The organism is Nostoc sp. DedQUE08 (assembly GCF_034530895.1).
GTDB lineage: Bacteria > Cyanobacteriota > Cyanobacteriia > Cyanobacteriales > Nostocaceae > Nostoc.
Window position 1 is genome coordinate 19914 of the sequence record NZ_JAVRCD010000030.1, and the last position, 15224, is coordinate 35137.

Annotated in this window: 13 protein-coding genes and 1 pseudogene; 8 read left to right on the forward strand and 6 right to left on the reverse strand. The window is 39.7% G+C overall.

The features are described from left to right. Positions 1-59 precede the first annotated feature (59 nt). Positions 60-698: an MOSC domain-containing protein gene (locus RMY64_RS20015; RefSeq protein WP_322689971.1), complete on the reverse strand. Its 639-nt coding sequence runs from the start codon at positions 696-698 to the stop codon at positions 60-62. Positions 699-1086: 388 nt separating this feature from the next. Further along, on the reverse strand, positions 1087-2709 hold the full coding sequence (locus RMY64_RS20020; protein WP_322700935.1) for a tetratricopeptide repeat protein: 1623 nt from the start codon (positions 2707-2709) through the stop codon (positions 1087-1089). A 177-nt stretch (positions 2710-2886) separates the two neighbouring features. On the opposite strand from RMY64_RS20020, the gene RMY64_RS20025 reads away from it, so the two are divergent. Then, positions 2887-3345 (forward strand): endonuclease domain-containing protein, encoded by a 459-nt coding sequence (locus RMY64_RS20025; protein WP_322700936.1) that lies wholly within the window; start codon positions 2887-2889, stop codon positions 3343-3345. Positions 3346-3463: 118 nt separating this feature from the next. Here the strand turns inward: RMY64_RS20025 and RMY64_RS20030 are convergent, their stop codons facing one another. After that, entirely contained in the window at positions 3464-3592 is a 129-nt protein-coding gene (locus RMY64_RS20030) for a hypothetical protein (protein WP_322700937.1), read from the reverse strand. Positions 3593-3668: 76 nt separating this feature from the next. After that, positions 3669-4208, reverse strand: a complete 540-nt coding sequence (locus tag RMY64_RS20035) for an SH3 domain-containing protein (RefSeq protein WP_322690006.1) — start codon at positions 4206-4208, stop codon at positions 3669-3671. A gap of 310 nt (positions 4209-4518) precedes the next feature. On the opposite strand from RMY64_RS20035, the gene RMY64_RS20040 reads away from it, so the two are divergent. Beyond that, entirely contained in the window at positions 4519-5400 is an 882-nt protein-coding gene (locus RMY64_RS20040) for a TauD/TfdA family dioxygenase (RefSeq protein ID WP_322686126.1), read from the forward strand. Between the two features lie 204 nt (positions 5401-5604). Here the strand turns inward: RMY64_RS20040 and RMY64_RS20045 are convergent, their stop codons facing one another. Further along, on the reverse strand, positions 5605-7113 hold the full coding sequence (locus tag RMY64_RS20045) for a UbiD family decarboxylase (protein ID WP_322700938.1): 1509 nt from the start codon (positions 7111-7113) through the stop codon (positions 5605-5607). Between the two features lie 242 nt (positions 7114-7355). Between RMY64_RS20045 and RMY64_RS20050 the strand changes: the two genes are divergently transcribed. The 5 genes and pseudogenes from RMY64_RS20050 (at position 7356) to RMY64_RS20065 (ending at position 13222) form a co-directional block, all read left to right on the forward strand. Then, complete coding sequence (locus RMY64_RS20050; RefSeq protein ID WP_322686124.1) at positions 7356-7826, forward strand: N-glycosidase; 471 nt, start codon at positions 7356-7358, stop codon at positions 7824-7826. Between the two features lie 554 nt (positions 7827-8380). Continuing rightward, positions 8381-11122, forward strand: a complete 2742-nt coding sequence (locus RMY64_RS20055) for a GAF domain-containing protein (RefSeq protein ID WP_322686123.1) — start codon at positions 8381-8383, stop codon at positions 11120-11122. Positions 11123-11749: 627 nt separating this feature from the next. Further along, positions 11750-12520 (forward strand): hypothetical protein, encoded by a 771-nt coding sequence (locus tag RMY64_RS20060; protein ID WP_322674374.1) that lies wholly within the window; start codon positions 11750-11752, stop codon positions 12518-12520. 58 nt (positions 12521-12578) lie between these two features. After that, a pseudogene (locus tag RMY64_RS36850) lies at positions 12579-12675 on the forward strand (IS630 family transposase); the annotation flags it as partial. Positions 12676-12967: 292 nt separating this feature from the next. Beyond that, on the forward strand, positions 12968-13222 hold the full coding sequence (locus tag RMY64_RS20065) for a hypothetical protein (protein ID WP_322686122.1): 255 nt from the start codon (positions 12968-12970) through the stop codon (positions 13220-13222). Positions 13223-13271: 49 nt separating this feature from the next. On the opposite strand, the gene RMY64_RS20070 is transcribed toward RMY64_RS20065, so the two are convergent. Further along, complete coding sequence (locus RMY64_RS20070; RefSeq protein WP_322700939.1) at positions 13272-14132, reverse strand: phosphate/phosphite/phosphonate ABC transporter substrate-binding protein; 861 nt, start codon at positions 14130-14132, stop codon at positions 13272-13274. Positions 14133-14313: 181 nt separating this feature from the next. On the opposite strand from RMY64_RS20070, the gene RMY64_RS20075 reads away from it, so the two are divergent. After that, on the forward strand, positions 14314-15222 hold the full coding sequence (locus RMY64_RS20075) for a Tll0287-like domain-containing protein (protein ID WP_322674370.1): 909 nt from the start codon (positions 14314-14316) through the stop codon (positions 15220-15222). Positions 15223-15224: the final 2 nt, after the last annotated feature.

Here is a 15224-nt window from a genome sequence, read left to right on the forward strand (position 1 = left end):
TTACTTATTAAACCTGAATAACTCCACCCCGCCAAAGCTACGCTGTGGCGGTGAGAGTGTCAATTACCTAATTTTCTCTGGAAATAGTCGCGCCAACTTTCGGGTAAGGCTTCAAGTTGAGTAGCACGGTGAAGTAACTCTGGATTATCCTGCTCGCGCACATAAAGTTGAGTGATGTCGGCAACCGTGATGTTATTATTATCCCGGCTCACTAACTCTAAATTGTCTCCGGCTCCAACTTCGCCCTCTTGCAAAACACGGAAGTAAAATCCGGTTCGACGACTTGCGAGAAATTGCTTAACTATATCAGGTCGTCTAAAGCGAATCCCCAGTTTGTAGCAGGGTAAGCGAGGTTGTGTCACCATTAACCTGACATTGCCAATCCCAAAGCGATCGCCAATGTTCACTTCTTCTTCTCTCAATCCAGTAGTCGTAAAATTTTCACCAAAGATACCTAACGGCAGTTCTGTATCAGGCAATTCACCCCGCCAATACTCGTAATGCTCGAATGGGTATAGATAAACTGCTTTATCTGCTCCTCCATGAACGGTTAAATCAGCCTGTCCATCCCCATCCAAATTAAGCGATCGCACAGTAACGCGATCGCTAACTGGCTCTTTGAAAATTCCAGTGCTAACTGTTTTCCCTTTCCAGGTAACTTCACGTGGAAGTCCGACGTTGACAGAGATAAGTTTCATTTTCAGATGTTTGCATTCATAGCAGTGGACTCCTTGCAGAATAAAAACTGGGTGATATGGTCTTTAAGCAGATATTCGTTAATCATACAGTTTTCTGAAATGAGGCGATCGCATTTGTGTATTCTCCAGGTATGAATACTGCACCCAAACAAGCAGAAAAGGTGGATGTGTGGCATGAATATGTCGGATACTGTGAATTCATCGGCAATAGTAAAACTACTGACTGCTAATTAGTCCCTTGATTTTTCAGCTAAGTAATTACACAACTTCAGCTTTTTACAAGTTAATTGAATATAAGGCTAGTATTTGATTGCGTGAAAAAACTCAGCACAACTTCAAGAGGCTTCTTTCCTATTCTCTGTTTCCCGTTTCCTATAATAGTATTTATCTAGAAGTTTAAAATATCTAATGATTCTTCTATTTCTAAATCTAATATCATTTCTCGTGTATCTTGGAGTGCTTCTAGCTTACCTTCTTTACGATAAATATCTGCCGCTTTTTGAAAATCTTCAATTGCTCCCTGTTTATCTGCAATTTCTAAACGAATATTGCCACGGTTATAATAAGCATCAGCATAACTAGGATTAATCTGGATTGCCTGAGTATAATCTTCAATTGCGCCCTCAAAATCTCCTAAATCTGAACGAGCATTACCACGGTTGTAATAAGCATCAGCATAACTAGGATTAATTTGGATTGCTTGAGTATAATCTTCAATTGCACCCTCAAAATCTCCTAAATCTGAACGAGAATTACCACGTTTTTTATAAGCTATGGCATCTTGAGGATTAATCTTGATTGCTTGAGGAAATGCTGGCTGAGAGCCTAATAAATAACGAGTAATTCCACGGTTTTTATAAGCATCAGCATAATGAGGATTAATTTTAATAGCTTGGGTATAATCTTCAATTGCTCCTTGATTATCTCCAACATGAGAACGAGCTTCAGCCCGATTTTTATAGGTTACGGCAACATTAGGATTAATTCTAATAGCTTGAGTATAATCATTAATCGCTTCTTCTAATCGCCCCAGTTGATAGAGAGCTAAACCTCGTTTATTGTAAGATTTAGCATCATGAATATTCATCTGGATTGCCTGAGAATAATCTGCGATCGCAGCTTCATAATCTCCTATTTGATAGTGAGCTAAACCTCGTTTATAATATAAAATATCAACATCGCCTTGATTAACTTGTAAGGCTTGATTATAGTTAATAATTGCATTTGTATATTCTCCTTTTTGAAAGCATTCATCGCCCAGGTTTACATAAAATCTCTTTAAATCTTCATTATGATATTCAGGCTGAAAAGAAGATTTGAGTACCTGATGATTAATTGACTTAGATAGAATTTCCTGTTTTGGAAGATATTTATAAATAGGTGCTTGTTGCCGAGAAGAATTATTTATAGAAGATTGTAACTGTTCTAGATAACACCATAAACCACCACCATATAGTAATTGTTCTATTCCAAAAGAAATTTTACCAGTCTTCAACTTAATCATTTGGGTTGGGAGAAAACCAGCCAAAAAAAGGTGATACTCAGATTGTGCTTCACTGACATCTTCTTGAATTAAAATGCAAACTACAACTGCATTTTTTTCAACTTCTTCAGAACTAATTGACCATCTAACTCTGTCAATGCGACCATGACGAGATTTAACCTCGATACCAATAGATGGGTCAGAAGTCAAGGTAAAATCTATATTACCATCGCCGCCAAATCGCTTTTCATAATCGACTTCGGTAATAAAATCAGCTAAACGTTCTTTGACAACTTCCTCACCCAACTTACCTTTGAGATAGCTAAGAAAAACATCACGCACTGGTAAAACACGCTTATATTTCTCAGCCATCTGCCAGCAAAATTCCCGTAGTGCTTTTAACCTCTCTCCAGAAATTATAGTTAATTCACTATATTGACCTTCTGTTTCACAATGAAGCAGACAACCAGATGCTAACCTTTTAATAAAATCAGACTGTAGCGATCGCAGTAGTGTAATCCAGTCCATTTATATTTCTGCGAATCTTTTGATGAGATTATTCTATTAAAATATCCATTCGGCGTAAAGCTTTTAATTAGCTCTTTAAGCGCAGCCATGTCTGATTATGCCAGAATTTTGAAGAGTTGGGAGAGTGCGATCGCTGGGAATAATACATGAAATATTAGCTAACCACCAATCGCCCAAATGACCCAAAATCAAAACCCCAACCCAAACTCTCTCACCGATTCCAGTCCCCCCTCCTCGCTTGCGGGGAGGGGGTTAGGGGGTGGGGTTCCGGGATACCCTTGGCAAACCCCACACGAACTTTGGAAAAAACTTAAGCCATTGGCGCGACAGATGCGGTGTGAACCAACTCCAGCAGAAAAGCTACTTTGGGAGAAGTTGAGACACAAGCAACTTTTGGGTTTCAAGTTTCGCCGTCAGCAAACAATTGACCGTTTTATCGTCGATTTTTACTGTAATGAAGCGCGGTTAGTGGTGGAAGTGGATGGTGAAATTCACGACTACACCCAACAGGAAGATGCGATACGTCAAGAATTTTTGGAGAGTTTGGGGTTGCAGGTTGTGCGATTTAGAAATGAGGATGTTCTGGTGAGGATGGAGGGGGTGTTGCAGGATATTGGTGTTTGGTTGCAGAGATAGAACCCCACCCCCAACCCCCTCCCCGCAAGCGAGGAAGGGGCTAATTATGTGGGTTTTAGGGGTGTGTGCGATCGTATAATTTTACATAAGTTTGACAAATTTCTAAATTTTAGCCTTGCTACCCCACTACTGACTTCATTAACTGTGTTGCGATCGCAGTAGTATAATCCAGTCCATTTCTATTTCTGCAAATCTTTTGATGAGACTGATGAATCAGAGTCATCTTTCCTGGAAATGGATAAGCCATAACAAATATCTCAAAACCAAAATTTTAAAAGTAATTCTCATAGCCTCATCCTCGCTTGCGTCTTGAGGGTGGGGTTCTAAGAACAACTAGTAAGGGCTGCACCACATTGTTCTTCCCTTGTCAACCAACCCTTAACACCTTGATATTCCACCTGCGCCCAATCTCTCTGACAGCCTAACAATTTGACAGCCGTATTAGCAGGAATTCTTCTTAGTTTTTGGCTTTTTTGACTGCTACTAGCATAGAAATCTACGCCGTTAGTACCGTAGCCTCGCGTTGTTAAGCCTAACTTTGGCACGAATACCCATCCAGTTCCTTGAAAACCATTGCTAGCATTAGTAATCTGCACCCAATTTCCAGCAGCACCAATAACATGAACTGTTTCGCTAATGGGTATTTGTCCTATAATTACGTTATTTGTACTTGCACCACTCCGTACATTTAACCCTTGCGAATCTGTATCGGTGACGTAGGCAAAAATATCGCACTTTTGAGAATTACTTGATTTCGCTAAACTTATTTCACTAGTTATACTAGTATTGAGTATCACACTAATACAACTGAATGCCAATCCGATCGCTAACTTTGATGCTGGATTTTTCACTTTTTTTGTCATCATTTCTTCAAGTTTTTGGCATCAGTACCCAAGGCTAGAGTCTTATTGATATCTCCTAATCTACATAAACAAATTATGGTTAACTTTGTAACGTAGTTCTATCAAAGAGATTTTAGTACTGTAATAACACTTTTATTTTACAAAATTTAGTCTTGCGATGTCTACGATGGTCACTGAGCTTGTCGAAGTGCGGGCTACGCCTACACGGATAAATGCAACACAACGATATCATTAAGTATTAAGATGTCAATAGATAGTGTAGTTAACGCCAACAAGAAGTTCAAATTTCGACAAATATTCATTAAGTTATATGAGTAAAAAAATACATTCTATATCAAGTAGCATAGTTCAAGAAATTAATAATCTCGACAATGTGAGTATTTTAGAATTAGACAAAGAAGAAATTATTAGCTTATTTAAGTTTCATGGAATCTTACTTTTTAGAGGATTTGATGTTGATGTTGATATTTTTAAAGAATTTACCAATCTCTTGAGTATCGATTTTATAAATTATGCCGGTGGTGCATTCAGTAGAAGAGTAATTAATGGGGATGAGACTCTTTTAAGCGTTAATGATTTTAAATCTGAGATTAAGTTGCACGGCGAAATGTATTATCAGCAAAATATCCCACTTCTGCTGTGGTTTTTCTGTGCTAATCCACCATTAGAAGATGGTGAAACTACGGTATGTGATGGTAGACAATTTTTTAATGAAATTAGTAGTTCAACTAAAGAGTTATTCAACAAAAAGAAGTTAAAATTTAACGTTCGGATATCTCAAGATGACTGGCAGAAAAAATATCAAACAGATGATTTGAATCAGCTAGAAGAAATGTGTCGCAAAAATAATACACATTTGACAGTAAATGAGGATAAATCGATTCTGCTTGAATACATTTCTCCAGCTATTATCCCTAGCAGATGTGGAAAATATCAGGTATTTATTAATAGTTTATTGCCTACAAAGCAGTTAAACCCAAAGATTATTAATTTTGAAGATGATTCAGAAATTCCTGAAGAGGTTGTCTCTGAACTTAATGAAATTGCTGAAAAAATAACTACGGAAATTTCGTGGCAAAAAGGCGATATTTTAATGATTGATAATACAAGAATACTTCATGGAAGAAGGTCTTTTGCTGACGATCAAAGAGATATTTATATCAGGCTGTGTTCTCCAGCTTTTTCATTTTGATATTTGATTACACCAGGTTTCATTTATTTAAATAATATCTGTCATAAGATATAGCTTTGCTGTGCTATTACTGCATTATCTATCACACAATACGTTTTAGTTAATGCTTATTGGTGTAGATAATTGGTCTTTAAAGACGCGATAAATCGCGTCTCTACATTAGGGTTTTGTTGCTCTATTTGAACTGTATTGATCTATAACAGGTTACTTCATATCATAGCCAAACAAATTTGGGTCTACTTCTCCTAACTGCAACTCTGCTAAACCATACTCCGCCCATCGTCTCTCTACCATCGCCGCCACATCTGGGTCGGATTCCAAAGGCAAACCCCATTCATGGTTTGTTTCCGGCGGAATCTTTGTAGTTGCATCAATTCCCATCCGTCCACCTAAGCCAATCTTTTCACTAGCAAAATCTAAGGTATCAAAAGGTGTATTCGGCAAAATAAAGACATCCCGCACTGGGTCAACTTTAGAACTAATTGCCCACACAACTTGACGGGGATCGCGAATATTTATGTCTTTATCCACAACAATTACAAATTTGGTGTATGTAAATTGTGGTAAAGCACTCCAAAACGCTAAAGCCGCCCGTCGCGCTTGTCCCGGATATGCTTTATCTATGGAAATAATCGCCGCTTTGTAACTCAAAGCTTCCATTGGTAAGAAGAAATCGACAATTTCTGATACTTGTTGCCGCAGTATGGGCGTATAAATGCGATTTAGTGCGATCGCCATCATCGCTTCTTCTTTAGGTGGACGACCGCTAAATGTTGTTAAGTAAATCGGATTTTTCCGGTGCGTCATACACTCGAAGCGTACCAACGGCGAATCTTCCACTCCCCCGTAATAACCCATGTGGTCGCCAAAAGGCCCATCTGGTAAAACTTCCCCTGGTGTAATCGTTCCTTCCAAAACAAATTCTGAATCTGCGGGAACTTCCAAATCTACAGTTTTACACTTCGCCAACTGCACGCCGGAACCGCCATAAAGTCCTGCAAACAGCCATTCTGATAAATCTACAGGTATAGGTGTAGCTGCTGCCATGATAATTAGAGGATCTACACCAAGTGCGATCGCAACTTCTAATTTTTTCCCACGTTCGGCCGCTTTTCGCAAATGCCTCGCCCCACCCCGCACTGATAACCAGTGAACCGTCATCGTATTTTTAGATTGTAGTTGTAAGCGATACACACCTACATTTGGAGTACCAGTTTCACAATCCTTGGTAATTACTAGTCCCAACGTGATAATCTTGCCAGCATCACCATTATAAGGACGTATCAAAGGCAACTTATTTAAATCTAAATCATTACCTTGAAGCACAACTTGCTGACAAGCGGGGAAAAAGTCTCGTCCTGGTTTTGCCTTCACCACATCAAACAGCACTTTTCCAAAATCTATCGCCTGGGAAATCTTCTTTGGTGGTTTTGGCTGTTGCAGCATACTCAATTTTTTCCCCAGAGTTTCCAACTCCTCTGGATGCTGCATATTCATCGCCCAGCAAATCCTTTCCACAGTTCCCATCAAATTCACCGCCACCGGAAAGGAAGCGCCTTTGACGTTTTCAAACAACAACCCTGGGCCACCTTTTTGTAGCATTCGGTTGGAAATCTCAGCAATTTCCAAGTCTGGGTCAACTAAAGCTGAAATTCGCCGTAATTGTCCTCTTTCTTCCAAAATTTTCATGAATCCCCGCAAGTCTCTCGCCATTGTTCTAATAAAGCTGATTATTTAAGAAGTGTGAAGCGCTTTCTTATATTATGGGGCATTGGGAGAGAGGACTTGGGGACAAGGAAAGCTGATGAGTAAAGTAGTAAACCTACTGTTCCAAAAGTTGTGTAAAATTACTCCCCCAGAGTGATGTTACTAACCCTTCATATAAATCAAGGGTTTTGAAACCTAAACTTTCAGTTACCCTGAAATTGATATATATATAAAAGAGCAATTTTCAAATGACCATTTACTTTTATAAGGTTTGGCAGCCTTATGGCTGTTTTTCTAACTTTTCTCTCCACGGAATCCACATTGAGGGTGCTTACTGGCCGACGGTTGAGCATTATTATCAAGCGCAAAAGTTTGTAGGCAGCACAGATGCCGCAATTATACCTCTCATCCATGCTGCCGCCACCCCAGAAGAAGCTGCGACTTTGGGAAGATGTAGCACTCGCCAACTCCGTCGAGACTGGGATTTGGTTAAAACTCAAATTATGCGAGAAGCTGTACTCAAAAAGTTTCTCACTCATGCTGATATCAGAGAAGTTCTCCTGAAGACAGGTAATGAGATGTTGGTTGAAAATTCTCCAACTGATTCTTTTTGGGGCTGTGGTGCTAATAAAAGCGGTCAAAACCATCTCGGTAAAACTCTTATGAGTGTGCGTGAAGAAATTCGTAATTTACTATCTTTAACGGTAATTTACGAATAATTTAATCAAAATAGTTACATTCAACATCAAGTCAAGCAATTAAACGGGGAATAGTCAAATTCCCCAGCCAAAAACATTTAAAAAAAATACTAATAATTTAGTTATGGCTTTGAAGAAATTTTAATTAATTGATTAATGGGCAAAAATATTAAAAAAATATTTTTAATTTCAAGAAATTATTCCAGTTCTAAATTAAGTAAAATTACTGGAATAGTTTAATGATTGAGAATATAAAATTAGTAAATGTCAATGATTAAAATTTTCTTAACTTTAAACTTGAGATGATAGCTGAAAAGTATTTAATGATACAACGGTTTTATATCTCCCCTAAATCCACTTCACAAGGGCTATAGGGAACAAGCAAAATATCTGTTACTTTTCAAACATCCTCTAATCTATTTTCAAAAAGATTTGTAATACATGTATGCCCTTAGCAATGCATTAGTAGCAAGAATTTCTTGAAATAGGATGAAAATCAAAGCATTGTAAGTTGAAAATTTCGATCGGGGACAAATATAAAAAAAATTATACTTCAGTCTTGGTGTATACAAACAATGACACGTAGGGATAAACCAAACGAGTTACAGCAAAACTTCGATCGAGAAAGTTTACTGCACCGGATGACAAAACAGATTAGGCGATCGCTCGACCTTCAAGAGATATTAACAACAACTGTTAGCGAAGTGCGCTTATTTTTGGGTGCAGATCGGGTGAAAATTTATCGCTTTGATGCTGATGGTAGTGGTGAAGTGATTGCAGAATCTATTCATAAACAACGTCTGCCATCCTTATTGGGTCAACGCTTCCCAGTTGATGATATTCCAGAAGCTGCTAGAGAGATGTTTTTGTTAGTGGGGCAACGTTCGATTGTCGATGTGGCAAATGAGAAGATCGGGCTATCGCCTCTACACTCAAAAGAAACTGGCAAACGTCTAGAAACTAATATCTACTATCGGCAAGTAGATCAGTGCCATATTCAATACCTCAAAGCAATGGGCGTGCAGTCTTCGTTGGTAGTACCAATTTTAGATTGCGACCCACAAGAACTATCGGCAAAGCCTAAATTGTGGGGATTGTTGGTAGCTCACCACAGTGAACCGCAAAAGATTTTGAAGGGGGAACTAAAAGTATTGCAGCAAGTTGCTGACCAGGTAGCGATCGCGATCGCTCAAAGTAATCTACTCACTGAAGCCCACGCCAAGCAAAAGCGAGAAGCTACTATTAATCGAGTCACCACATTATTGCATAAACTGCCGACAATCCAATTACAAGGAGCACTAGAAGAAGTTATTACTGCCCTCTGTGGAGTCGGTGGCAGGCTTTACATTGCAGAGAACCGAGAACTATACACTTGGGGCGACCAACCGACACTCCCCTACGAGTTAGATAACACTATTATCGAACAGCATCCCATCTGGCAAAACTGGATGGCTGAGTTTCAACAAGGTAATATTTGGGCAACTACTGACCTCTATAAAGAATCACGTTTGCGAGTTTTGGCTTTAGCATTCCGTTCTAGTGAAATTCGCGGACTCATGGTGATTCCGCTACATTACCGCGAAAAATTTATTGGTGTCTTAAGTATTTTTCGCTCTGAATTGGAAACGGAAATCTTGTGGGCGGGACGATGCGAACATAATCGGCGACAACTTTTACCCCAGCTTTCCTTTGAGGTTTGGCGAGAGCAAAAAAAAGGGCAATCACCTGAGTGGAAGTTGGAAGACATCTTTTTGGCACAAGCTTTATACGATCATTTCTCAATGGCAATTCAGCAGCAGCAGATGTATAAACAGGTACAATCCCTGAATGCCAACTTAGAACTGCGGGTGCAAGAGCAAACCTCTGAACTCGAAAAATCATTAATGTTTACCAAAGTAATCAAGCAAGTTACAGAGCATATTCGCCGCACATTGGACTTGCAAGCAACTCTGCAATCCATAGTTCAAGAAGTCCGTCCTCTGCTAAATTCAGACCGAATGCTGATTTTCCACCTGAAGACTCAATCAGTGATTGTGGAAGAAATTAATGGTAATTGGCAGTCAGTTTTAGGAGTGAATGCACCACCAGAATGCTTTCCTGATGATTATACCCGTTTATACTGTCAAGGTAGGATACGGGCAATTAACAACCTTTCAACGGCTTCTTTAAGTGATTGTCATCGAGAGTTTTTAGAGAGTCTGCAAGTGCAAGCAAACTTAATAGTTCCAATTAATATGGGTATGGAACTATGGGGCTTATTAATTGCCCATGAGTGTGAGGCTCCCAGAAATTGGCAGGATACAGAAATTGATTTATTGCAGCAGGTGGCAGATCAGGCTGCGATCGCAATTCAACAAGCACAACTCTACCAACAAACTTCACTAGCCGAAACTGAAGCCAGAAATCAAGCCGCTCAGTTAGAGCAGACCCTATATGAACTCCAAGAAACACAGACAAGATTGATTCAGACCGAAAAAATGTCCAGTCTAGGACAGTTGGTGGCGGGTGTCGCCCACGAAATCAACAACCCCGTTAACTTTATTTACGGTAATCTGTGCCACGCCAGTGATTACACCGAACAACTGCTAGAAATTTTACGTCTCTACCAGTTATACTATCCCCATCCCCATAGTGAAATTCAAGCCGCGATCGAAGCGATCGATTTTGAATTTTTGGTAGAAGACCTGCCAAAAATCATGATCTCAATGCAAGTAGGAACCGAGCGCATTCGCTCAATAGTGTTGTCGTTACGCAATTTTTCTCGCTTAGATGAGTCTGAAAACAAGCGCGTTGACCTGCATGAAGGCATTGACAACACCTTATTAATTTTGCAACATCGGCTGAAAGGAAATGCTGAATTTCCACGCATTCAGATAATTAAAGATTATGGCAATATCCCACGGGTGGAATGCTATGCCGGTCAAATGAATCAAGTATTTATGAATATTTTCAGCAATGCCATAGATGCTCTGGAAGTAGGGCGTCGGGAGTGGCAAAAGCAGGGTGACAAGGAGAATAACTCATGCCCAATTCCAACTATCCAGATTTCCACTAAAGTCTCAGCAGACAACTCTCGTCTGTTAATTCGGATTACTGACAACGGGCCCGGAATGAATGAAGAGGTGAAAAAGCGAATTTTTGACCCATTTTACACTACTAAGCCTGTGGGCAAAGGTACAGGATTGGGATTAGCAATCAGCTATCAGATTATTGTCGAAAAACATGGGGGAATAATGGAGTGCATTTCAGAACCTGGCAAAGGTACAGAGTTCTGGATTGAGATTCCCATCAAGCCTCCAGCCAAAATCGTTAACTAGCAATAGGAAGTGGGGAATGAGGACGCAGGCGAAGAATTACTTTTGGTGATTGACCAATGCTCAATTGTTAGTTTCAAAACTTAAAAATTGACCGAGCAATTTTTAAATTCATCCACAAGATAGATGATAATTTTCTTAACATATCAGCTAAAAAATAGCTGTCAGCGATCCAGGGTGTGCAATATATTGAATTTGATTAAAAATCATTTAAAAGTAAAGTTTAGTTGCAAAATAAATCCCTCCCAGCTACAAGTGATAATCTAATAGTTGAAGCTAAGAAACAAGCTTCCCGTGGCAGATATAACAGCTGCGTTTGAAATGTTAGTAAGAGGTATAAGACGCTGTTTAACTTACATCTGTCTCGTCAAAATACAGCAACACCCAACGCGAAAACTGCTGTTTCCTCAAATCTAGAAGATTAGGGGGCACTGTAACTGATTTTCATTACTTGTTTACAAAAGCAATGGAAGTTAGTACATCCCTAACTACGATCGACAAAGAGAGGAGATAGTTCAGGGAGTAGAGGCTTGGGTGTTGTTGTGTTTAAAGAGAAGTCTGAAATAGGGACTCCTCTGGGTGTAAGATTATACGAAGTTGAATAGTGAGAAACAGTTAAAATAGCGCCTTATGTCAATAATTGCGCTCAGAGCGTGGTATCTACAGGATTATGAGCCGATTCCAGAACTGGAAAAACGTCAGCCAGACATTCGCTTAAGCAAAAAAAGCTTGCTGAAATCAGCATTGCGAGCAGACTTTTTGGAAGACAGTGACGAAGTGAAAAAGTCAACTTGGTTTGGGCGCTATTTGGAAGGGGAAAATATTGAATTTTATATTGAAGGTAGTGGCGGCTATTGCGTCTCTAACATTGACTTAATTAGTCATGAAATTTATTTCACTAAACAGGCGGTGTTAGCTCAGTTAGAACCAACAATTTTTTTATCCTATCAAACTGAGTATGGCGTAGCGACGAATATTCTCAAAGAAGAACTGCGAAAAAGTTTAGACAATTTAAACTTGCGATCGCGTCTTCCCCTAACATTAATAGAATCCTCTCGTCCTAGCGGTGCTACTTTCCGAATTAACCGCACAATCATGCGGAAAATCCGTAAGAGTTTGTTATTTATAGCTGACACCACCGCCATTGCTAGTATTGATGGTAAGGAAACGCCCCAATTAATTCCCAGTCCGAATGTCTGTATTGAGATTGGCTATGCCATCCAAAGTAAGCGGTCTGAACAGATTCTACTAGCGCAAATGCAACGCCCAGATTTTGAAGGTGAATTTCCCTTCGACTTACCGACACAGCAAATTTTGCAATTCCAAGACACTACAGAACTGGACAAAATCCTGACAGAGACGATTAAAAACCAGCTAGCACGATTCAAATTGTTTTTTTGAGCAAGATATACAAGATAATACTTACTTACCAAAAATAAAACTATAGCACTCCTAAAACATGACTAGGCTCTATGCTAGGGCGTTAAAGGGAAAAAGAGCACACGGTGCTCGTCCAGACAAACGTGGTAAAAATATAACTATTATTGGGGCGATCGCAACCCGTGAGATTGTTGGTGCAATGAGTTTTAAAGGTGGAAATCATAAAAACGCATTTAAAACTTATATTAACCAAGTCTTAGTTAGTTTGGTGAAAGAGAGTATTCGACCGATGAAGCCTCCGAGGTGTACCCCGTATCCGCCTGCCGCCCGATACAAGCGGGTCGTCGTACGGTCGCTGTGGTACGACGCCGATGGACTAACCGTCGAGGTGCAGGGGCCGGGGTTCGTGCTCGCCCGTGTGGTGTTCCGGCGGCCGGCCGGGTTCCGAGTGCTGGACGAGCGTGACCTGTGCGAATTCTGGGACAGCTACCACGCGGGCAACGGGTGGTTGTACGAGGTTCACGAGGGCGGCTGGCAGGAGTTGGAGTCGCACCGCCAGGACTTCAACTCCCCGTTGTGCTTCACCGGTCTGCGGGAGTTCCTGGTGGTTTGCGACCAGTGCGTCAGCGTACTGTCCGTCGAGCCGCCGGAGCTCATCAACTTGGGTGCAAACCCGGAACACCCGCTCGCCGACTGAGTGAAACTAAGGTATTTGAGCATTAGAAGAAGATTTTTGAGAAAACAAAGGCTGAAAGTATTGTTATTGCTTTAATTAAAATAAACGAACAGGTTTACTTTGCAGCTTAGAACTAATTGAACTTACCCGATCGACCACAGAAATCATGTATTTGTAATCTGGTACTTGTCCATTGGGTACATACCCCACTTCTTGAGCTAAATCTGAAGACGATTCACTCATGACTTTGCGGATAAATTCTTGACGGTTACGTTCTACATTCGGCCCAATCAAGACCACACCTAATGGTACATAGTGAGGGTCTTTAAATAGTATGCGGAATTCGGTCGGCGCCAACTGCGAACTATAGAGACTTAATTCCGCCTCAGAGACGGCACAGGCGATCGCTTTTCCTTGAGCGACCAATTCCAGTGCTGCTTGAGGTGTGGGCGCAAACAATATCTCAGCTAGTGTTGTACCATAAAGATTGTAAAGAGGAAAATAATATCCTGTTGCTGAACCCAACTGTCCTAAAGCTATTGTTTTGCCTTGCAATTGTTTCAAGTCAGTTATCGGATTATCTTTGCGAACAACGAAGATTGAACGTAAATTACTAATACCTATTAAAGGAAATAGAGGAACATATTGGTGACGTGCGATCGCAATAGCCGCTAAACCTGGTGGAGCAAATACCAATGACCAAGCACGAGCATCAAGGCGCTCAACCGCTCTATTTTCATTAAAAACAGGCTCTAACTGAATATATGAGTTTGTTTTTTCACCTAAGTAACTATTAAATTTAGCATATTGATTAATTATCTGTTCGCCTCCACCATAGTTGATTACACCAATAGTTAACGTACCCTCAACTCCATCTCCATTTTGTGGTTTGCAGGCAGCAAATGTAAAACCTAGTAGATGAAACAGAAATAAACGACGGGGAAATCGCACAAACATTACTAATTATGGTTAAGGAAATGATTTGGCTTTCAAGACTAATTTAGATAAATTTTACTGCTGCCTAAAAAGGTTATATTGCAGTAAACAATTAATATTTATTTAGATATTGTTGAGATGCTTTCTAACAGGTATAAATAAATATTAGACAAACTCACAGGCCACCTTCGTTGCTTAGGTTATGTTAAACAACATTACGTTAAAAAACTTAAAAATAGGTGCTAAATTTAACTTGCTTTTAATATTAGTTTTCATCATCAGTATTTTAGGAAGTGGCATTGCCTTATCCAGTGTACTTCAAGAGAGAGCGCAAAATGAAGTCAGTTCTCAAGCGGAGATTCTCATCCAAACGGTGAATGCAGTTAGAGATTATACACAAAATCGTATTGCTCCCCTATTAGAACCTAGATTAGATACTAACCCAACATTCACGCCTGAAGTAGTACCAACTTTTTCCTCTAAAGAGGTTTTTGAAAATTTTCGTAAAAAGCCTAAATTTCAAAACTTTTTTCATAAGGATGCAACACTTAATCCAACCAATTTAGCGGATAAAGCTGATAATTTTGAAACTCAACTTGTGGAGCGTTTTCGCAACGAACCTAATACTCTAGAAATTACAGGCTTTCGTAAATTGTCAGAAGGTGAAGTATTTTACATTGCACAACCACTAAAAATTACACAAGCAAAATGTTTGCGATGCCATTCTACACCAGATCAAGCTCCTAAAAGTCAGTTGCTAAATTATGGCTCGGAAAATGGTTTTGGCTGGCAACTGAATCAGATTGTTTCTGCTCAAATTATCTCTGTTCCTTCTCAAGATATTTTTGCCAATGCTACACGAACTTGGATATTGATAATGGGACTTTTAATTGCGATCTTTGCGCTCGTAGTTTTCTTAATTAACTTCTTAATTAAAAAATATGTGATTCAGCGTATCAGAAGAATAGAGAAAATAGCTCAAAAAGTTAGTATTGGTGATATGAGCGCTGATTTTGAAGAAAGTTCTCATGATGAAATTGGCGGGTTAGCAGAAGCATTTAATCGGATGAAAGCTAGCTTGAAAATAGCTCTGGAAATGCTGAATAATTAAGG

Coding starts and splice junctions, on each gene's coding strand:
- RMY64_RS20045 (WP_322700938.1), bottom strand. CDS start 7,113: ATGGCGAGAGACTTGCGGGGATTCATGAAAATTTTGGAAGAAAGAGGA.
- RMY64_RS20025 (WP_322700936.1), top strand. CDS start 2,887: ATGACCCAAAATCAAAACCCCAACCCAAACTCTCTCACCGATTCCAGT.
- RMY64_RS20040 (WP_322686126.1), top strand. CDS start 4,519: ATGAGTAAAAAAATACATTCTATATCAAGTAGCATAGTTCAAGAAATT.
- RMY64_RS20060 (WP_322674374.1), top strand. CDS start 11,750: ATGTCAATAATTGCGCTCAGAGCGTGGTATCTACAGGATTATGAGCCG.
- RMY64_RS20035 (WP_322690006.1), bottom strand. CDS start 4,208: ATGACAAAAAAAGTGAAAAATCCAGCATCAAAGTTAGCGATCGGATTG.
- RMY64_RS20075 (WP_322674370.1), top strand. CDS start 14,314: ATGTTAAACAACATTACGTTAAAAAACTTAAAAATAGGTGCTAAATTT.
- RMY64_RS20015 (WP_322689971.1), bottom strand. CDS start 698: ATGAAACTTATCTCTGTCAACGTCGGACTTCCACGTGAAGTTACCTGG.
- RMY64_RS20070 (WP_322700939.1), bottom strand. CDS start 14,132: ATGTTTGTGCGATTTCCCCGTCGTTTATTTCTGTTTCATCTACTAGGT.
- RMY64_RS20020 (WP_322700935.1), bottom strand. CDS start 2,709: ATGGACTGGATTACACTACTGCGATCGCTACAGTCTGATTTTATTAAA.
- RMY64_RS20050 (WP_322686124.1), top strand. CDS start 7,356: ATGACCATTTACTTTTATAAGGTTTGGCAGCCTTATGGCTGTTTTTCT.
- RMY64_RS20055 (WP_322686123.1), top strand. CDS start 8,381: ATGACACGTAGGGATAAACCAAACGAGTTACAGCAAAACTTCGATCGA.
- RMY64_RS20030 (WP_322700937.1), bottom strand. CDS start 3,592: ATGGCTTATCCATTTCCAGGAAAGATGACTCTGATTCATCAGTCTCAT.